The organism is Photobacterium sp. NCIMB 13483, assembly GCF_003025475.1.
Taxonomy (GTDB): Bacteria; Pseudomonadota; Gammaproteobacteria; order Enterobacterales; family Vibrionaceae; genus Photobacterium; species Photobacterium piscicola.
Genome location: NZ_PYLV01000001.1, coordinates 137357 through 158320, shown reverse-complemented (window position 1 = coordinate 158320; position 20964 = coordinate 137357). Strand labels below are relative to the sequence as shown.

The 20964-nt window shown below is 39.8% G+C and carries 14 protein-coding genes; 7 read left to right on the top strand and 7 right to left on the bottom strand.

From position 1 onward, the window contains the following. The first annotated feature begins 121 nt into the window (after positions 1-121). The gene (locus C9I86_RS00750; protein WP_107275352.1) at positions 122-1162 is read left to right on the top strand and encodes a linear amide C-N hydrolase; all 1041 of its coding nucleotides are present in this window, start codon (positions 122-124) and stop codon (positions 1160-1162) included. Between the two features lie 77 nt (positions 1163-1239). Here C9I86_RS00750 and glnS read toward each other — a convergent pair whose 3' ends face one another. The 3 genes from glnS to nagE form a co-directional block, all read right to left on the bottom strand. Further along, the gene (gene glnS / locus C9I86_RS00745) at positions 1240-2904 is read right to left on the bottom strand and encodes a glutamine--tRNA ligase (RefSeq protein WP_107275351.1); all 1665 of its coding nucleotides are present in this window, start codon (positions 2902-2904) and stop codon (positions 1240-1242) included. Between the two features lie 232 nt (positions 2905-3136). After that, positions 3137-5800: a beta-N-acetylhexosaminidase gene (locus C9I86_RS00740; RefSeq protein WP_107275350.1), complete on the bottom strand. Its 2664-nt coding sequence runs from the start codon at positions 5798-5800 to the stop codon at positions 3137-3139. Positions 5801-5975: 175 nt separating this feature from the next. Further along, on the bottom strand, positions 5976-7448 hold the full coding sequence (gene nagE, locus C9I86_RS00735; protein ID WP_080156863.1) for an N-acetylglucosamine-specific PTS transporter subunit IIBC: 1473 nt from the start codon (positions 7446-7448) through the stop codon (positions 5976-5978). 257 nt (positions 7449-7705) lie between these two features. Between nagE and nagB the strand changes: the two genes are divergently transcribed. From nagB to asnB, 4 genes are all read left to right on the top strand, one after another. After that, positions 7706-8506 carry a glucosamine-6-phosphate deaminase gene (gene nagB, locus C9I86_RS00730; protein WP_080156864.1) on the top strand — a complete coding sequence of 267 codons (801 nt, stop codon included), beginning with the start codon at positions 7706-7708 and terminating at the stop codon, positions 8504-8506. A gap of 466 nt (positions 8507-8972) precedes the next feature. Beyond that, entirely contained in the window at positions 8973-10187 is a 1215-nt protein-coding gene (locus tag C9I86_RS00725) for an ROK family protein (protein WP_107275349.1), read from the top strand. 158 nt (positions 10188-10345) lie between these two features. Then, complete coding sequence (locus C9I86_RS00720; RefSeq protein ID WP_107275348.1) at positions 10346-11941, top strand: cation:proton antiporter family protein; 1596 nt, start codon at positions 10346-10348, stop codon at positions 11939-11941. Between the two features lie 323 nt (positions 11942-12264). Then, entirely contained in the window at positions 12265-13935 is a 1671-nt protein-coding gene (gene asnB, locus C9I86_RS00715; protein WP_080156867.1) for an asparagine synthase B, read from the top strand. Between the two features lie 68 nt (positions 13936-14003). Here the strand turns inward: asnB and C9I86_RS00710 are convergent, their stop codons facing one another. The 4 genes from C9I86_RS00710 to htpG form a co-directional block, all read right to left on the bottom strand. Then, positions 14004-15308, bottom strand: a complete 1305-nt coding sequence (locus C9I86_RS00710) for an inosine/guanosine kinase (RefSeq protein ID WP_080156868.1) — start codon at positions 15306-15308, stop codon at positions 14004-14006. A gap of 151 nt (positions 15309-15459) precedes the next feature. Beyond that, entirely contained in the window at positions 15460-16431 is a 972-nt protein-coding gene (gene hemH / locus C9I86_RS00705) for a ferrochelatase (RefSeq protein WP_080156869.1), read from the bottom strand. A 224-nt stretch (positions 16432-16655) separates the two neighbouring features. Beyond that, positions 16656-17300, bottom strand: a complete 645-nt coding sequence (gene adk, locus C9I86_RS00700; protein ID WP_036795529.1) for an adenylate kinase — start codon at positions 17298-17300, stop codon at positions 16656-16658. Positions 17301-17442: 142 nt separating this feature from the next. Next, positions 17443-19344, bottom strand: coding sequence for a molecular chaperone HtpG (gene htpG, locus C9I86_RS00695; RefSeq protein ID WP_080156870.1), 1902 nt, complete (start codon positions 19342-19344; stop codon positions 17443-17445). 190 nt (positions 19345-19534) lie between these two features. Between htpG and C9I86_RS00690 the strand changes: the two genes are divergently transcribed. Together C9I86_RS00690 and C9I86_RS00685 are read left to right on the top strand one after the other, a co-directional pair. Next, a complete protein-coding gene (locus C9I86_RS00690) occupies positions 19535-20413 on the top strand; it encodes a transcriptional regulator (RefSeq protein WP_107275347.1) in 879 nt (292 codons plus the stop codon). Further along, on the top strand, positions 20404-20952 hold the full coding sequence (locus C9I86_RS00685; RefSeq protein WP_107275346.1) for a regulatory protein ToxS: 549 nt from the start codon (positions 20404-20406) through the stop codon (positions 20950-20952). The genes C9I86_RS00690 and C9I86_RS00685 overlap by 10 nt, the downstream gene beginning before the upstream one ends. Positions 20953-20964 lie beyond the last annotated feature (12 nt).

Genomic DNA, 20964 nt, shown 5'->3' with positions numbered 1-20964 from the left:
TTTTATCACTCAATCTTTGTCGCGACCCACATCACGATTCAAATAACGTTACAATTGATTGCGTGACAAATAATGGTTAATTACATATATATCAGTTAGTTACTTATATAGGGAATTAATCATGAAATCGAATTCATTAACTGTCGCTCTAATCACTGCTTTATCTTTAGGCTCTATGTCATCGGTTACCAATGCCTGCACTCGTGTTTTATGGCAAACTCAAGATCAAGGTACCTTTGTTGCTCGTACCATGGACTGGTCAGAATCAACCCAACCGACATTAGTCAATTTCCCTCAAGGCTCTGAATATTCCACCCATTTAAGTCAATTAAATAATGTTAATGCTAAATATGCCGTTACCGGAATAACCGCCTATGGCATTGTTATGGATGGTATTAATTCACAAGGATTAAGCGGAAATGTTCTTTATGATGCCGAGATGGATTTAGGTAAATCAAACCCGCAACAAAAAGCAGGGGCAATAACGTACTTACGTCACCTATTATCACAATATAAAGACGTTAATGAATTAGTAGCAGCCATCAAAGATACACCACCGATTGAAGAGCTTATCAAAGGCATTCCAGTACGGATTGCACTTCATATTTCAGTTCAAGATCCAACCGGTGATAGTGCAATTATTGAATGGCGCGATGGCAAACCACAAATTTGGCATGGTAGACAATACACCGTAATGACAAATCAACCAGGTTATGCTCAACACCTTGCAAATATTCAACGCTCAGCACGTGGCTGGGGAGAACAAGATGCGCAATGGAGCCAAACAAACTTAGGAACGGGGGGTAATACAAATCCTGAAGATCGTTTTGTTCATGCCACATACTTTTCAAAGCACTTGAAACAACCAACCAGCATTATAAATGGCATTCTTAAGCTAGATTCTACTGTATTCCGTATTCCTCACGATGCACCAAACCGCCCAGTTAATGGCAAAATGGCAGGCTATGCCACGGAATATACAATCAATACCCATTTACAATCAGGCCAAACATTTATTCGTTATCAATGGGGAAATATTTACGCCCAATTTAACTACGACGTTAAAGCGATTCAGCAATCACAAAAGCTGATAAAATTTAATATTGTTAATAATGAATTAGCCGGCGACATTACTCAAAATATCATTGCCTCAAGTAAATAATTGACACCCTAACGACATAAAAAAAGCGCCTATTCCATTACTGAAATAGGCGCTTTTTAGCAAACATTAACGACTAATTAGTCACCAATTTTTGCCCAAGTATCACGTAGACCTACAGTACGGTTAAATACTAAGTGATCTGCTCTTGAATCTTTGTTATCAGCACAGAAATAGCCCATACGCTCAAACTGGTATGCTTTTTCAGCTTCTGCTGCAACCAATGCTGGCTCAACAAAACCGTGCAATACCGTTAGCGATTCAGGGTTAATCACTGATACGAAATCTTCTGCAGCACCTGGATTTGGCACAGTAAATAGACGATCGTATAAACGAATTTCTGCTGGAATACCTGCTTGTGCAGATACCCAGTGAATAACACCTTTCACTTTACGACCGTCAGCTGGGTTTTTACCTAGCGTGTCTTTATCGTAAGTACAGTAAATAGTCGTGATATTACCTTCAGCGTCTTTTTCAATACGCTCAGCTTGAATCACGTATGCACCACGTAGACGTACTTCTTTACCTAATACTAAACGCTTATACTTCTTGTTCGCTTCTTCGCGGAAGTCTTCACGCTCAATGTAAAGTTCACGGCTAAATGGCACTTCACGCGTACCCATTTCTGGTTTATTCGGGTGATTAGCAACCATTAATGTTTCAGACTCACCATCAAAGTTTTCAATCACAACTTTAACGGGATCTAGAACCGCCATTGCACGAGGTGCATTTTCATTTAGATCATCACGAATACAAGATTCTAGTGAGCTAATTTCAATGGTATTGTCTTGCTTAGTCACACCAATACGCTTACAGAATTCACGCATAGAGCCCGGTGTAAAGCCGCGACGACGTAAACCAGAAATTGTTGGCATACGTGGATCATCCCAACCGTTAACAAGTTTATCGGTCACAAGTTGGTTTAGTTTACGCTTAGACATCACAGTATATTCAAGGTTTAGACGACTAAACTCATACTGATGTGGTGTGCAATCAATAGTGATATTTTCAAGAACCCAATCGTATAAACGACGGTTATCCATGAACTCAAGCGTACAAATAGAATGCGTAATGCCTTCTAACGCATCAGAAATACAATGCGTAAAGTCGTACATTGGGTAAATGCACCACTTATCACCCGTCTGGTGGTGATTTGCAAAACGAACGCGGTAAATAACCGGATCACGCATAACCATAAACGGTGATGCCATGTCGATTTTCGCACGTAGACACATTTTGCCTTCTTCAACTTCGCCGTTCTTCATTTTTTCAAATAAGGCTAAGTTTTCTTCGACACTACGATCGCGGTAAGGACTATGTTTACCCGCTTGCGTTAACGTACCGCGGTATTCGCGCATTTGCTCAGGACTTAGCTCATCAACATATGCTAAGCCTTTATTAATTAATTCAATGGCAAACCCGTGAAGCTGATCAAAGTAGTTTGATGAATAACAAATCTCACCACTCCACTCAAAGCCTAACCAGTTAACATCGTTTTTAATAGACTCAACATATTCGATGTCTTCTTTCTCAGGGTTGGTGTCATCGAAACGTAAGTTACATTGACCCTGATAGTCCTGAGCAATACCGAAGTTCAAACAAATAGATTTCGCATGACCGATATGCAGATAACCATTTGGTTCTGGCGGGAATCGGGTATGTATGCTTGTATGTTTGCCACTTGCTAAATCCGTATCAATGATTTGACGGATAAAGTTAGTTGGACGAGCTTCAGATTCACTCATCTATTACACCTCGTGTACTTACAGGATTGAGAATTATGTACAGTTCATCAATATGAACTATGACTTTACACTATACCTCAATGCCGCTATGCAAAAAATCAAAAACGCAGTTATAACAAACAATAGTTGTGATTTTAATTAATAACGCACAATAAAAAGCCGACGATGGTCATCCCATCGTCGGCAATAAAGCGATCATATAATGATCAGAGCTTACATTGTTATTAGTCGATTACAGTGTTGTTACACGACTGAAACGTTTACCATTACCACTTACAGCGCGGATTTCAACTTTGCCAGTCACACTTGGTTGTGCTTTCGCATCATAAGTGTTCCATGTTTTACCTGCATCCGTTGAGTACTGTAGTGTCAGACCTGGCATGCTTACGTTCATCGCAAGTTTACCGTTTTCAATCTTAGCGCCAGGTACTGGTACGCGGTATTGAATACCCGCAGCATCAAGTTTCGCAAGTTCACGTTGACCTAATACGTTAGCAAAACGCTGCCATTCATTATGAAGTGCTTTCTTGTTTACATGGTTAGAATCTTGAGAATATTCAACACCTACTTGGTATTCATTTTCCCACTCACCTTTATGCCATGCACGTTCAGCAGCAGCTAATACACGAGGGAACACCATGTATTCATACTGCTTATCGTTACCTACTGTCTCACTCCAAAGCTGAGCAGAAAGACCATGGAAACCTTTTGATTTCACAGTACCTTTACTTGTAAAGCCATTGCCATCACGGTCAAGTGATGTTTCAGCATTTTGTGGTAAGTTCTCTGGCGCAAAACCAAACATCTTACGAGTATCTGTTGCACGTGTTGCCCAGTAGTAGCCACGCTCTGATGGATCTACTTCATATGGCATATCCATGTAAACATAATCAGGGTTTGATACTACAACATCGTAGCCTTTATCAGCCCACTCATAAGCTGATGCACCGCCGCCCCAGTACAGAACGTCCCAGAAGTTTACACGTACATTATCAGTACCAAATGCTTTTGAATCTTTTGAATACTTCAAGCCATCTTGCCATGCTTGGAAGTTTTCAATGCCCTTACCATTAACGACTTCACTGATTTTCTCAGCAAAATGACTTGGTAGGTGATCATAATCAGCCACAACACCTTCTGCGATCAATTTCTGACACATTGGTGATTTCTGGTACGGCTTATCTTGCTTAGATTGGTCAATAGAACCAGTCCAAGCCGTCTTATCGGCAGCATTAATGTCTTGGAAACCAGCGTTTAACTTAATGTTTTTCGCTTCATCACCACCAAAGTGCCATGTATTTAGCGGCATACCCGCTTCTTTATGCATAGCTTGAAGTTCAGAAATAACTTTATCTACAAACTTTACAGAAGAATCCATACATGGGTTGATGAAACTACGCTTATCGTAGAACTGTACGGTGGTTACATTTGACGTATCTTGTGGATCCATCAAACGGTATTCGTTCGCTTCATCCATCTTGCCTTCAGCAGCAAGACGTTTATAACGCGCTTCCATCGCAACCACGGCTGCACGTGCGTGTGCTGGCATATCGATTTCAGGGATCACTTCGATACCACGTGCTTTCGCGTATTTTAGAATATCTAAGTAGTCTTGCTTACTGTAGTAACCAGAGCCATCGGTATCTGACGTTGGGCCTGAACCTAATTGAGGTAACAGACATGTTGTTTCAGATAGATCATGACAACGCTTACTACCAATGTCAGTCAGTTCTGGTAAACCAGGAATCTCTACACGCCAACCTTCATCATCAGATAGGTGGAAGTGGAATTTGTTCATCTTGTACGCAGCCATTTGGTCTAACGTACGCAGAATAACGTCTTTTGAGTGGAAGTTACGACCCACATCAACCATCACGCCACGGTAATCAAAACGTGGAGCATCAGTAACTTCTAATGTAGGAATACTATTTTTAGCACCTGTGCTCATTAGAGAGATCAGTGACTGTACGCCATAGAATGCACCTTGGTCATCAAAACCAATAATAGTTGCACCTGTAGGAGTTACATCCAATGTGTAAGCGCCAGCGATTTGCTGATCTTTAGCAAATGAACCCGGTAGACGACTTACTTTTACTGGGTATTGACCTTTAGTATTAACACCCAGTACGTCAAGACGCTCATTCACCGCAGCCATCATGTCAGCTGGCAATGTGAAGTTAGCAATTTTAATGCCGTTTGCTAATGAAACAGTGTTGCCTGTTAGCTTGGTACTTAATGGCGTGGGAACAATGGTTGCAGCCACTTCTGTCGTAGCTAACACATTGATATCTTGGTTTTTATTAAAACGTGTTTCAGCGGTTGCAAGCACGTTATTATCGGCTTTAACACGCTTGAATTGGTCACCTTTAAGTGGCACCAAGTAATCACCTGGATCTGCTGAATCTGTACTCTTAATTGTTTGTGGCGCAGCATCACCTGATGTTACGTATGCACGAGGCATGTAGTCATTTTCGAAAAGTGTCCAGTATTCGCCAATGTAAGGAATAACAACCTTCTCACCTTCAGCAAAACCATCAAACTTGTCTGTTGGCTCTAATGTATGAAGGTCACCTGTTACGTGTGTAACTTTAAATTGGTCGTTTTGAACTTCAAGAATTTGGCGAATGCTGCTGAAATAAATTTTCCAGTCAGTCCCCGTTACTGCTGGGCCATTATTTTCCAGCGTTAAATTAATTAGATCACAAGATGCCCACTCTGCGCCTAGCGTCTTACACTGTAGGCCTTCTTCTGCACCGTGTTGAGTAACAATTTCATAAGTAACATCAAGGTTATTAGCTAAATTTTTAACAACCTTCTCATCATCATTTCCTTGAGTTGCACAACCAGTTACTGCTAGTGCAATGAAAGATGCTAACGCTGTAAGTTTAATAGTCATGAAATATTCCTTTCTCCCGATATCCCTTAAAATGAAGGGAAAATCTATATAGAGCCCAAAAGTTGGGTACTCAAAATGCCGATCTTGATATCTTACAATTAAAATATCAGGACCGGTCTAATTAAAAGTGTTGCGGTATTTCGTGTGTCGCCTAATTACTTAAGAATTTAAATAATTATGGAAGTTTTACTGCTGATAGATCTTCTGATGCTGGAATCTTTTTCATTTCGCCAGCAACGATTTCAGCTAGAGGGCCAAGGATAACTTGTAGGTTGTTTGAACCTAGTTTAACCACACCCATTGCACCTAGTGCTTTTAATGTTTTTTCATCAGCTAGGCTACTGTCTTTTAGTGTAAGACGTAGACGAGTGATACAAGCATCAATGTTTTCTAGGTTACCGTGACCACCAAGCGCTTTTAAGTATTGCTTAGCTAACTCACCAGTTTCAGTTGAACCTTTTACTGATGATTTGTCATCTGCTTCGTCATCTTCACGGCCTGGCGTTTTAAGATTAAACTTAATAATCGCAAAGCGGAAGATTCCATAGTAAATACCGAAGAATGCAATACCTTGAAGAATCAACATGTACCAGTTAACTGCTAATGGGTTACGTGCTGACAATACCATGTCGACAAGACCTGCAGAGAAACCGAAACCAGACATCCAGTGCATTGATGCTGCAATATATACAGAGATACCTGCTAATGCTGCGTGGATAACATAAAGTGGTGGTGCAAGGAACATGAATGCAAATTCTAGTGGCTCAGTAACACCAGTGAAGAATGATGCAAAACCAGCAGCAATTAATAATGAAGCTGTACGCTCTTTATTCTTAAGCTTCGCTGTGTGGTACATCGCTAATGCTGCACCAGGTAGACCAAACATCATTACTGGGTAAAAACCCGCTTGATACATACCAGTTACACCTGGAACACCTTGACCACTTAAGAAGTTAGGAATGTCGTTAATACCAGCAACATCAAACCAGAATACTGAGTTCAGTGCGTGGTGAAGACCAACAGGAATCAATAGACGGTTAAAGAATGCATAGATACCAGCACCTGCTGCACCCATACCTTGGATACTTTCACCAAAGCTAACAAGACCGTTGTAAACTAGTGGCCATACGAACAGTAATACTGCTGCGATAGCGATACCAGCAACGGATGTTAGAATTGGAATTAAACGCTTACCACTGAAGAATGATAATGTTTTATGCAATTCAACGTTAGAGTAACGGTTATAGATTTCTGCAGAAACGATACCAACCAAGATACCAACAAATTGGTTATTAATCTTAGCAAAAGCGGCTGGAACAGCACTTGCGTCGATACCTTGGATCATTGCAACTGATCCTGGTGATAGCAACGTAGTTACAACAGTGTAACCAACGAAACCAGCTAGTGCAGCTGCACCGTCTTTATCTTTTGACATGCCGTATGCAACACCAATTGCAAACAATACTGACATGTTATCGATAATTGAAGAGCCCGCTTTAATCAGGAACGCAGCAATTGCTGAGTTTGCACCCCAACCAGATGGATCAACCCAATAGCCAATACCCATTAAAATTGCCGCTGCAGGAAGTACTGCAACTGGCACCATTAGTGCTTTACCTACTTTTTGAAAATATCCAAGAATATTCACCCTTAGTTCCCCCTATGGTTTTCTTAGATGCGATAGTGATAGCTTTTTTTTGCCATCTCTTTTTTGTCCTTTGCAGTTTATGAATTTTATTTCGCTCCGCAAATTAAAACATCATCATTTGTGATCTTAATCACCGACCGAAGACAGAACTGAGTGATTTTGCTAGCTCGATCATAAAACTTATTTTATCATTCGAAACAAAGGCGCTATGCCGCTAAGATTTTTCCTGTTTTAACTATCTTCAACGAGGTGTCAACGTGAGACTAATCCCGCTTAATAACGCTAAAGATGTTGGTTTATGGTCTGCTCGCTACATTGCAGATCGCATTAATAAGTTCCAACCAACAGCTGAGCGTCCATTTGTGCTAGGTCTACCTACAGGTGGTACACCACTTCCGACATACCAGCGTTTGATTGAATTATACCAAGCTGGCGAAGTAAGCTTTAAAAACGTCGTGACATTCAACATGGATGAATATGTTGGTATGGCGGCTGATCACCCTGAATCATACCGTAACTTCATGTATAACAACTTCTTTAGCCATGTTGATATGCAAGAGCAAAACATCAACTTACTTGATGGTAATGCCGCAGATCACGAAGCTGAATGTCAACGTTACGAAGACAAAATCAAAACTTACGGCCGCATCAATTTATTCATGGGTGGCGTGGGTAACGACGGTCATATCGCATTCAACGAACCTGCATCATCACTCGCTTCTCGTACTCGTATCAAAACGCTTACGCACGAAACTCGTATTGCAAACTCTCGTTTCTTTGATGGTGATATCAACCAAGTTCCTAAATATTCATTAACTATTGGTGTAGGTACACTACTAGATTCTGAAGAAGTAATGATTCTGATCACAGGTCACAACAAGGCACAAGCACTTGAAGCCGCTGTTGAAGGTTGTGTAAACCACCTATGGACTGTATCTGCACTACAGCTTCACCCTAAATCAATGATCATTTGTGATGAGCCATCAACTCAAGAACTTAAAGTGAAAACAGTTAAGTACTTCCAAGAGTTAGAAGCTGAAAACCTGACACACATCTAATCTAGAACCGTGTCATTTTTAGGTACGAAATAACATTTATTGTTTATCGTCACCGAACATTGAATAAACGCCGCCACCCTGACGGCGTTTTACTTTCCTCATTGAAATTAAACACAAAAAAGAATAATTGTGACTATTAACAATACAGTTATGGTTTACAATTCGCTTGTTAGCGATATATCCCTTCTCTATAGCTCGTTTTTCGTATTTTAGTGACCAATGCCACAGCCCAAGCAAGCATCAACAACGATTTCTTTATTTTTACTCATAAGAAAGTATATTAGTGTGTTAATTAATGTATTGAAAAATGCAATACATCAAACAATTCGACACTAATAATCATCAAAATTAATTAAATCCGTGTCGAATAATAGGTAGCGCTTTGATAAAGACGATAACGATAATTCATCATCATAATCATCTTCAGGCGATAATTATTAACGCTAATTACGAGCAGAACTAAATTATGACAGGCGGACAAATTGGTAATGTTGATCTGGTCAAGCAGCTAAATAGTGCTGCGGTATACCGACTTATCGACTTGCAGGGCCCCATATCTCGCATTCAGGTCGCTGATATTAGTCACCTCGCGCCTGCAAGTGTCACTAAAATCACCCGTCAGTTACTGGAGCGTGGCTTAATAAAAGAAGTCGCTCAACAGGCTTCAACGGGAGGTAGAAGAGCTATCTCACTGACAACTGAATCAGTGAACTTTCACTCTATCGCTGTACGCATTGGCCGCAACAATATTGAAATAACCCTTTATGACCTCAGCGGTAAACATATTACTGGTGCGGCCTACCCATTTTTATATTCAGACCAAGATGTATTAGCCGCAGGCCTCATCAAATATATTCAAGAATTTATTGATAACAATCAGAATGTAATGAAAGAATTAGTGGCATTTGGCATTATTCTTCCAGGGCTTGTGAACCCAGAAACCGGCACAGTTACTTACATGCCAAATATTAACGTTCACGACTTTGAACTTGCACATATTCTACAAAAAACATTCAATATTATTACCTTTGTCGGTAATGATGTTAGAGGCTTAGCACTGGCAGAGCATTTCTTTGGTGCCAGCCGTGATTGTAAAGACTCCATCTTAGTTAGCATGCATAACGGTACAGGGGCTGGCATTATCGTTAATGGCCAAGTCTTCCTCGGCCAAAACCGTAATGTCGGTGAAATTGGTCACATTCAAATTGATCCTTTAGGTGATAAATGCCAATGCGGTAATTTTGGCTGCTTAGAAACGGTAGCTTCTGATCCTGCGGTCATTATGCATGTCAAAAACCTACTCAGCCAAGGCTACCCAAGTAGTTTACAAGACTTGGAAGAGGTCACTATGCCTGCCATTTGTGACGCGGCTAACAATGGTGATGAACTGGCCATTCAAGCATTACTGAAAGTCGGTCACCATCTTGGTAAAGCTTTAGCAATGACGATTAATTTATTCAACCCGCAAAAGATTATTCTGGCGGGTAATATTACTCAAGCTCAAGCTATTGTATTACCTGCAATACGTCGTTGTGTGGAAAACCAATCATTATCTGCTTTTAATCATGATTTGCCGATTGTCGCGTCAGAGTTATATAACCAACCGACCATAGGTGCTTTCTCTATGATTAAACGCGCCATGCTTAATGGTGTACTGCTACAACGCTTACTCGAAGATTAAGTCACCACGATCTCCATTCATAAGAGCGAATAACTATCGTTCTTATCAAACCACCATTACAAAAAAGGGGGATTAATCTCAAATGATTAATCCCCCTAATGCTATTATTGTTACCAATTATATTTCCGCACACTACTTGCAAGGATGTAGTCTAAAATATGGAGCTACTGTATATTAGCGCGGCTTTTCTAGCCGGTTTTATTGCCCTTCGTTGTAAATTACCCCCTTTAGTTGGCTTTTTAGTCGCTGGCTTTACGCTTAATAGTTTTGGTTTTCAACCGACACCAGCACTGACAACGTTAGCCGATCTTGGCGTGACATTATTGTTATTTACCATTGGCTTAAAACTTGACATAAAAACTTTACTTAACAAAGAAGTATGGGGCGGCGCAACCATACACAATCTATTATCTACCGCCTTGTTTACGCTATTTCTGTTAATGCTAAAACAATTAGGACTAACAATGTTTGCCGAAATGGCACTCAGTCAATTAGTACTGATTGGCTTTGCATTATCATTTTCTAGTACTGTTTTTGCCGTCAAACTGCTACAAGACAAAGGAGAATTAAACGCTAAATATGGTACCGTCGCGATTGGTATCCTGGTTATGCAGGATATTTTTGCAGTACTCTTTCTCACTATATCCAGCGGTAAAATCCCAGATATTACTGCACTTGGTTTGTTTGCCCTGCCTTTACTACGTCCATTGTTATATCGCATCCTCGATAAAGCTGGACACGGTGAAATATTAGTCTTGTATGCGGTTATACTTGCACTGGTTGCAGGTGCAGGTTTATTTGAAATTGTCGGGATGAAACCAGACTTAGGTGCCTTGATATTAGGCATGCTAATGGCTGGTCATCCTAAAGCATCAGAGATGGCTAAATCATTGTTTAATTTTAAAGAACTCCTCTTGGTATGCTTCTTTTTAAACATTGGTCTCGCAGAATCCCCTACCGTCAATGGTATGTTAATGGCACTGGTACTAATGCTGCTATTACCACTAAAAGGCATTCTTTATTACGCCGTATTCCATTTATGTCGCTATCGTGTACGAACCTCAATGTTAGCCACGTTAACCTTATTTAATTACAGTGAATTTGGCCTTATTGTGGGTGGTGTCGCCTATAAAATGGGGTTATTACCGGGTACATTTTTAGTGGCCATGGCTATCGCCGTCTCCTTATCATTTCTACTCGCTGCACCACTGAACAGTATGAGTCATAAACTCTATACTGAAGCGGCTAAGCGACTAAAAGAATTTGATCCTGATCGATTAAATTGTAATGACAAACTGATTGATTTAGGAAATGCCAGTATTCTTATTCTAGGCATGGGACGTATCGGTTCAGGCGCCTATGACGAGTTAGAAAGTCGGTATGGTCAACAGATTATTGGGGTTGAGACTCGTCAAGAATCAGTAGAGTTACATCGCCAGCAACAGCGTAATGTCATTCATGGTGATGCCACCGACCCTGATTTTTGGGAACGGGTTATCAAAAATCATCACATTGAGCTTATTTTATTAGCGATGCCAAATGGCACAGCCAACATTTACGCTTTAGATCAGCTTAAAAGCCGCCATTTCCAAGGAAAAATAGCTGCTATAGCTAAATACAGTGATGAAGAGACCCAATTACATCAGCAAGGTATTGATGCAGCCTTTAATATTTACAGCGAAGCAGGTAGCGGTTTTGCGCGTGATGTCTGTGACCACCTTCAACCTCAGATATCCCCTCTCAAAACGTCCTAAGTTGCGCTTCAAAAGTTAGATATTTCGCAATGAAAAATAAACAATGGCGCCACCATTGTTTATTTTTTTAATTAAAAAACTACCGTTAAATAGATAATATTCAGAAAAAACCATTTTAAATAGATAATATTCACCACCAGCGCTTTAATTAAATATAATTACAATAATTGGTTGTAATTTATTAACGAATACGTGATTTTAACAATCAACGAGAAAAGAGATGTGGCATCAACATCAATTATCATAATGATAACTTATTAGCTACATGATACATTTCCATTAATTATGGATAATAAAAATAAAACGTTTGGAGTAGTATTATTATGTGTTCAGTATTCGGTATCCTTGACATCAAGAGCGACTCATCAGTACTTCGTACAACAGCTCTTGAGCTATCAAAAAAAATGCGCCACCGCGGCCCTGATTGGTCAGGTATTTATGCCTCAGACAATGCTATTCTAGTTCATGAGCGTTTAGCAATCGTTGACCTTAATAGTGGCGAACAACCGCTGTACAACACAGATAAAAGTCATGTACTTGCAGTAAATGGTGAAATCTATAACCATAAAGAACTACGTGCTGAATTTGCACCTGATTACCCTTTCCAAACAGAATCTGATTGTGAAATTATTTTAGCGCTTTATAAAGAAAAAGGCCCAGAGCTGTTAGATTACCTCAACGGTATCTTTGCCTTTATTCTTTATGATGAGCAAGAAGATGCTTACCTTATTGGCCGTGACCACATTGGTATCATTCCACTTTATCAAGGCTATGATGAGCATGGTAACTTCTATGTTGCATCAGAAATGAAAGCACTAGTCCCTGTGTGTAAAACAATCAGTGAATTTCCTCCAGGTACTTACCTTTGGAGTAAAAAAGGCGAACCTGTTCGTTACTACAAACGTGACTGGATGGAATTTGATGCCGTTAAAGACGCTAAAACAGATAAAGTAGCATTAACCGATGCGCTTGAAAGTGCCGTTAAACGCCAATTAATGACAGATGTACCTTATGGGGTATTACTGTCAGGTGGTTTAGATTCATCCGTTATTTCTGCTATCACGAAAAAATTTGCAGCTAAACGTATTGAAGATGATGAGCAGTCACAAGCATGGTGGCCAACACTGCACTCCTTTGCTATCGGCCTTGAAGGTGCTCCCGATTTAAAAGCAGCGAAAATTGTAGCAGATGCAATTGGTACGGTTCACCATGAATTAACCTATACCGTTCAAGAAGGGTTAGATGCTATTCGTGATGTGATTTACCACATTGAAACCTATGATGTCACCACGATTCGTGCATCAACCCCTATGTATTTGATGTCACGTAAGATCCGTGCAATGGGTATTAAAATGGTACTTTCAGGAGAAGGTGCTGATGAAATCTTTGGTGGCTATTTATATTTCCATAAAGCGCCTAACGCAAAAGAATTTCATGAAGAGACAGTGCGTAAATTGTTAGCGCTTAATATGTTTGACTGTGCACGCGCGAACAAATCAATGGCGGCATGGGGCATCGAAGCACGAGTACCGTTCTTGGATAAAGAATTCCTTGATGTTGCAATGCGCATTAACCCTCAAGATAAAATGTGTGGCAACGGCAAAATGGAAAAACACATTGTTCGCGAGTGTTTTGAACACTACCTTCCAGAGTCTGTTGCATGGCGCCAAAAAGAGCAGTTTTCAGACGGTGTCGGCTATGGCTGGATTGATAGCCTTAAAGAAGTCGCGGCAGCTAAAGTCACCGATCAGCAATTAGCTACTGCTGCGTTCCGTTTCCCGTATAACACGCCAACAACAAAAGAAGGTTATGTTTACCGTGAAATTTTTGAAGAACTATTCCCATTAGAAAGCGCAGCTAAATGTGTTCCTGGTGGTCCATCTATTGCTTGTTCTAGTGCCAAAGCAATTGAGTGGGATGAGAGCTTTAAAAATGCCGCCGATCCATCAGGTCGTGCGATTGCCGCGGTTCATAACCAAGCTTACAAAAAATAAATAAATTTACCGCATAAAAAAACCGCCATCAAAAATGGCGGTTTTTTTTAATTAATAACAATGTGTTATTAACGTTCCCAATAAGCTTCTTCTAGGCTATCTTCACGCTCAGGTAAGCCACGAGAAAGACGAGGTGAATACTGGGCTAATACTTCATAACTTACACGGTTTGCGTACAAACAAACTTGTGAAAATGATGAGTAAGTTAGGAAAGAATACTGGTGCTTACTTGAATTTGGCACGTTTTCTTTATGGTAACGGTTAGCAGACATATCATGTAATAACGCAGATAATGCACCATCACCAGCACCGTTAGTATTTTTAATACGCTCTGGGCCACCCATATATGGAGCGATATGTGAATAAACCTTAGTTGGGTTTTCACACGTTGCTTTAATCATTGGACGACTAAATTCGTAACGGTTAAATTCAGCAATATCACCTGGTAATAGTGGCAACGCAGTTTCACGTTTTGCTGACTCTTCAGTATAACCCGCAGTGTATAACCCAACAGGGCCCGCAGTACATAGTACAAGATCAACCCACTCAAGAGTTTTATCTGCTGCAACAAGAGGATCTGACTCGCCAGTTAATGCTTCGCCTTCGTCTTCGTTCATTGCAACCACAGTAACATGATCACGTAAGAAATCACGCCACCACTGTGGATCATCTTGAATAACGAATTTAGTACCCAATGTTAATACAACAGGCACATCATATTTTTTCGCGTACTCAATTGCTTGCATTGTTGCAGCTGGCATTGGGTCGCCTGGCTTACAACGAACAAGATAAGCGGTCAGTACTAAAGCTGATGCGTTTTCAAATACGCACTCAGGAATACTATCAGGCTTCAGTTGGTTCATTCGACCTTCGTTAATTGCGAAGGTACGCTCACCATCTTTAGAAATCAGCGCAAAACAACGGCCAATAGGACCATCTACAGGTTGTAAATAGTTCATATCCATACGGCTTGAGGTATTACAAAGATAACGGTACGCATAGCTACCAATTTCAATGTCTTTACTCATCACGCCTAATAATACAGATTTATCATCGGCTAATACTGAATAGTTATGTAAAGTATTACCGATTGTGCCGCCAGCAAACTCATGAGTCACAAGATTATTTTCTTTTAGCTCATGGTAAAGCGCTTCAGCTTTTTCATCAGTAATAACTAATGAATGCCCTTTACTTAGCTCATAACGTTCCAGAAACTCATCATCAACGTAGGCTTCAATATCAACCAATGTTTGATCGATACCCACAACATGAGTACGTGTTAAACGCTTCTCTATCTTCGTTTGACTTAGAAGTGGATCGCGAGCATGTACGGGAAAATAATGCTTAGATTTTCGTTGGCCTGGAAATTTCATGTCAATGGGCTGTCAAGTTGTAAATTTTGCGAATTCTATCACAGAATTTGGTACATAAAAGCAAAAGCTATCATAGGTTTTGCGAATAATAGCCATAAACAATAACGCAAACGTTATCGTCAAGGGAATAATTTTCCTGTCGCTATCGGCATTACCATCCTTGTGTATGCTGCTTAACCAAGCTTTCCATCATTGCTATATGAGCAGAATCATCATTTAAGCATGGGATCAAATTAAACTCTTTGCCACCTGCCTCAATAAATACCTCTTTACATTGTTCAGCAATCTCTTCTAAGGTTTCTAAGCAATCAACCGAAAAAGCCGGGCACATTACATCCAACCGTTTTATGCCTTTTTCTGCTAACGAGCGAATCGTCGCTTCAGTATACGGTTTTAACCATTCTTCACGCCCAAAAATAGATTGATAACTCATGCTCATTTTTTCTCGCGCCATATCAAGCGACTGAGCAAGTAACACGGTTGTTTGATGACAATGATCTGGATAGGGATCGCCATTATCTGCATAACGTTGGGGAATGCCATGATAAGAACATAATAAATAATCTGGTTGTCCTTTCTCTGCCCAAACTTTTTCAACAGATTGAGCTAACGCAGCAATATAATCAGGGTGATCATAATAATGGTTCACAAACCGTAATTCGGGTAATTCAGGCACTGTTTTCAACTCTTTAGCAATACGATCAAAAACCGCAGCTGTTGTCGTCGCTGAATATTGAGGGTATAGCGGCAATACAAGTATTTGTTTGCACCCTTGTTGCTTTAATTGCTGCAAGCCTGATTGAATACTCGGCTCACCATAAGTCATTCCTAATGCAACAGGAACATTAAGCTTTTGTTGTAGGGCTTGTTGCTGACGACGAGAATACACCATTAACGGTGATCCATCATCCATCCATACTGATTGATATAATTTAGCCACTTTAGGTGAACGTATTGGTAAAATAATGCCATGCAAAATAGGACACCATAACCAACGCGTCATATCCACGACTCGCTTATCATGCAAAAATTCAGCTAAAAACTGTTTCACGCCAGCAGTTGTTGGTGCATCAGGAGTACCAAGATTAACCAGTAATACCCCATAGTTATTATTTATTGTCATCGGTATTTATCCTTTATCTTTACTCTATTTATTCCCGTCGCTAAAAATACGTTATTCCCAGCCTCAAACGAATACATTTCAGCAACAAAAAATACTCAATCTTGTTATAACATCTTATAACACCCGTATATTAAAACCAAAAAAAACGAGCATTACCAATTGGTAAGCCCGTTTATTTACATCGTTATTAGCTATTATAAATATTAGCTAATCAACAATGTTATTTATGCTAGTGCTTTCTCAAGCTGTGCGCTTACTTCAGCAACAGGTAAAGTACCATCGAATTTAAGGTACTTAGTGTTACCAGCCGCTGCTTCTTTACCGTAGTACTCGATAAGTGGTGCAGTTTGGTTATGGTATACCGTTAGACGTGCACGAACAGTTTCTTCTTTATCATCTTCACGGATAACAAGATCTTCACCTGTTACGTCATCTTTACCTTCAACCTTTGGTGGGTTGTAAACAGCATGGTAAGTACGACCTGAAGCAAGGTGAGCACGACGACCCGCCATACGCTCAACAATCACATCATCAGCAACATCAAATTCAATAACGTAATCTACAACAACGCCATTTTCTTTAAGACCATCAGCTTGAGGAATTGTGCGAGGGAAACCATCAAGTAGGAAACCTTTTGCACAATCTTCTGCAGTGATACGCTCTTTAACAAGACCAAGGATGATATCGTCAGATACAAGTTGACCTGCATCGATCACTGATTTTGCTTGCTTACCTAGTTCAGTGCCCGCTTTGATTGCTGCACGTAACATATCACCAGTAGAAATTTGAGGAATACCAAATTTTTCCATGATGAATTGAGCTTGAGTACCTTTACCTGCACCTGGAGCACCCAGAAGGATAATGCGCATTGTGTTCCCCTTTAAAATAGAGTGGAGATTTGCAAAAAACTGAAAATACACTGATTAGCGCTCAGTCGCAAGCTTGGTACTGTGACCAAGCTGCGATTGAATGATTTATCAGAATAGTCTGTGATTTTGATTGGTTAATTGATTATTTAACCAACAATTTGTTTACGGCAGCTAAGAACTGTGAAGGATCGTCCATTGTGCCACGCTCAGCAAGCATTGCTTCACCAAACAAGAACTCAACCCAACGGCCAAAGACTTCTTCGTCAGCTTCATCCGCCATTTGCTTCACTAAGCTATGCTCTGGATTTAACTCAAAGATGTACTGCACTTCTGGTGCTTCATGACCTGCTGCTGCAAGCAATTTCGCCATTTGCGTGCCCATTTCATTTTCATCTGTCACCATTACCGCTGGCGTATCATGCAGTTTAAATGTTGGACGTACTTCTTTAACCCGCTCACCAAGGTATGTTTTGGTACGCTCAGTTACTGATGTGAATTCTTTTTCTGTTTCTTTTTGCTTTTCTTTTTCTTCTGCATTATCAAATGAAGATAGATCAAGATCAGATTTTGTGATCGCTTGGAATTTCTTACCTTCAAACTCAGGTAAGTGACCCATTAGGTATTCATCAATACGATCGTACATCAAAATAACTTCTAAGCCTTTCGCACGGAACTGCTCAAGGTGTGGGCTGTGTTTCGCCGCATTGAAGTTATCTGCAGTTAAGTAATAAATTTTATCCTGACCGTCTTTCATGCGGCCAAGATAATCAGCTAATGAAACCGTCTGCTCTGCTGTATCATTCTCTGTTGATGAGAAACGTAACAACGTTGCAATCTTATCGCGGTTGCTAAAATCTTCAGCTAAGCCTTCTTTTAGCACCTGACCAAATTCTTTCCAGAATGACTGGTATTGCTCTGGCTCATTTTTCGCCATGCGCTCAAGCATTTGTAACACACGTTTAGTACACGCTTTACGTAGTGCTTGAGTTACTTTGTTGTCTTGTAAAATTTCACGAGATACGTTTAGAGGTAAATCATTTGAATCAATTAAGCCGCGCACAAAACGTAAGTACGTTGGCATGAACTGCTGAGCATCATCCATAACGAACACACGTTGCACATACAATTTAAGACCATGTTGGCCATCGCGGTTATTAAGATCCCACGGTGCTTTTGATGGAATGTATAATAAGCTAGTGTAATCTTGCTTACCTTCAACACGGTTATGGCTCCATGCTAATGGCTCGGCATAATCATGAGCGACGTGGTTGTAAAACTCTTTGTACTCTTCATCGCTGATATCAGACTTATTACGCGTCCACAGCGCCTGCGCTTTGTTAATTTGATCCCATTTTGTTCCAGTAACCTTGCCTTCTTCATCTTGTTCTTCTGTTTGAATAAAGACAGGAATACCAATGTGATCAGAATATTTACCAACGATCTCACGTAAGCGGTGCTCTTCTAAGAACTCTTGTTCATCAGCACGCAAATGTAAAATGATATCAGTACCACGGGTCGTTTTAGTGATGGTTTCAATGCTGTAATCACCTTCACCTGCTGATGTCCAGCTTACGCCTTCTTCGGCATTAACTTCAGCACTACGAGTATTGACTGTAACATTATCAGCAACAATAAATGCTGAATAGAAACCAACACCAAACTGACCAATCAGTTGTGAATCTTTGGTTTCATCTTCATTTAGTTGAGCAAAAAATTCTTTAGTACCTGATTTAGCAATAGTCCCTAAATGCTCAATCGCTTGTTCACGCGTCATACCAATACCATTATCACTAATGGTTAATGTACCCGCATCTTTGTTAACTGATAGCTTTACACATAAATCAGCATCGTTACCGTAAAGCGCTGTTTGAGACAAGGCCTTAAAACGTAATTTATCAGCAGCATCAGATGCATTGGAAATCAATTCACGTAAAAAAATCTCTTTATTAGAGTAAAGAGAATGAATCATTAAATGCAGTAGTTGTTTTACTTCCGACTGGAAGCCACGTGTTTCCTTTTGATTATCAACTGTTTGCTCGCTCATTTCGACTCCAAAAAATTTATGAGTAGTATATAAAGATAAATATGGTCAAACTGTATGATTTCAACCTAAAATAACATGTTTTTTATTTTTATATTTTTTGAGTAACGGTTTTATATTTTTAGATTCAGATAGTATTCAGAAAAAACATATAAAATACTATTTATATAAAACCCTTGGCAAGGCTAAACCAATGACGGCAAATGCAACTAAGTATTTGATTGGAAATCGTTTTATTTTCGATCCTAATGATAACAGCTTAATAGATAAATGTGATAATAATGAATTAACTCGACTTGGTAGCAATGAAAGTCGAGCTTTAAGTTTGCTCATTGAAGATCCTAGCCTAATTATTACTCGCCAACGAATTCATGATTATGTATGGCGTGAACAAGGGTTTGAAGTCGATGATTCGAGCCTAACGCAAGCGATTTCGACCTTGCGTAAGGCATTAAAAGACTCAACAAAATCACCTGAATTTGTAAAAACAGTGCCTAAACGTGGCTATCAAATGATTGCTTCTGTGGAGGGTTACGTCTGTCAAAAACAGTTATTAGAACCCGAAACAAAGACTGATGAACCAGCGGTACTTTCTACACCACCAGAATTTGAACCGATACTTTCTTCACCACGTAAAGAAGCGTATAGCTATACACCTACAACTGCACATTATCCTCAAGATAAAGTATCAGAGGAAAATAAGTCGACATTGATCTCGTGGAAAGGTTGGTTAGCATTAGCGATTGCGTTTGTATTGCCAATTATTGTTAACCTCAGCATGCCACCAAAATCTGTTGCTTTTACACCTTTATTTGATGTTGATGGGGTAACTATTTATGCGTCTAAAAATAACACTGAAATCAAACAGTGGCAGGATTTAATCCGAACTTGTGTAAACAGTTACATTCAATATCACAATAATCCAGAGATGAAACCGTCGGAAGTTATTGTGACTGGCGGTCAAAATAACCAATTGTATTTAAACTATTTGCATAGTAGTAAGCAGCCTGCAGAAAATGTCACACTGCGTTTACTCACGAGCGGTAAGGATAACTCAAATTTATGTCGCTAACGGCCTCTAACCAAATAACCCGTCTTTTACACAAATACTGGCCTTTTTTGATTTTAATTAGCTCAATTACTCTGTGTTCATGGATTTATTATTCAACAGACTACAAGCAACAACAGTTGTTGATGTCGCGTGAATGGCAAAGCACGACGATTAGTCAAATAGAATCATTACCACAATCGTCACTGCAAGAATTACGCAAAGTAAAACAAAGCAGTAATATGGTATTTTTACCTAACCATACTTATTCTCGAATCACGATTCTTGAGTTACACAGTGATGAACCACAACCCCTAACGATCCATATTTCAGAGTCAGGTCGATGGGATGTCAGTGGCGGCTATTTATTAACAGAACCATTAGAATTTAAAGATATCACATCAGGTTCAAACCATGATTTTGATAGTAAACAGCTAAATATTATTAGAGATATCTTTAGGATGAATGCTCAAGAAAGTCGGCGCATTGACACTATCAACGAGCATACCTTATTACTGACTAGTCTCACTCATGGCTCTAAGGTGTTGTATTCAACAAAATAATCCCTTAACGCT

Excerpts from the sequence above, each read along its gene's own strand:
- C9I86_RS00740 (WP_107275350.1), bottom strand. The coding sequence starts at position 5,800 with ATGACTATTAAACTTACAGCGTTAGCATCTTTCATTGCACTAGCAGTA.
- glnS (WP_107275351.1), bottom strand. The coding sequence starts at position 2,904 with ATGAGTGAATCTGAAGCTCGTCCAACTAACTTTATCCGTCAAATCATT.
- C9I86_RS00750 (WP_107275352.1), top strand. The coding sequence starts at position 122 with ATGAAATCGAATTCATTAACTGTCGCTCTAATCACTGCTTTATCTTTA.
- C9I86_RS00685 (WP_107275346.1), top strand. The coding sequence starts at position 20,404 with ATGTCGCTAACGGCCTCTAACCAAATAACCCGTCTTTTACACAAATAC.
- C9I86_RS00720 (WP_107275348.1), top strand. The coding sequence starts at position 10,346 with ATGGAGCTACTGTATATTAGCGCGGCTTTTCTAGCCGGTTTTATTGCC.
- C9I86_RS00710 (WP_080156868.1), bottom strand. The coding sequence starts at position 15,308 with ATGAAATTTCCAGGCCAACGAAAATCTAAGCATTATTTTCCCGTACAT.
- asnB (WP_080156867.1), top strand. The coding sequence starts at position 12,265 with ATGTGTTCAGTATTCGGTATCCTTGACATCAAGAGCGACTCATCAGTA.
- htpG (WP_080156870.1), bottom strand. The coding sequence starts at position 19,344 with ATGAGCGAGCAAACAGTTGATAATCAAAAGGAAACACGTGGCTTCCAG.
- C9I86_RS00690 (WP_107275347.1), top strand. The coding sequence starts at position 19,535 with ATGACGGCAAATGCAACTAAGTATTTGATTGGAAATCGTTTTATTTTC.
- C9I86_RS00725 (WP_107275349.1), top strand. The coding sequence starts at position 8,973 with ATGACAGGCGGACAAATTGGTAATGTTGATCTGGTCAAGCAGCTAAAT.
- hemH (WP_080156869.1), bottom strand. The coding sequence starts at position 16,431 with ATGACAATAAATAATAACTATGGGGTATTACTGGTTAATCTTGGTACT.
- adk (WP_036795529.1), bottom strand. The coding sequence starts at position 17,300 with ATGCGCATTATCCTTCTGGGTGCTCCAGGTGCAGGTAAAGGTACTCAA.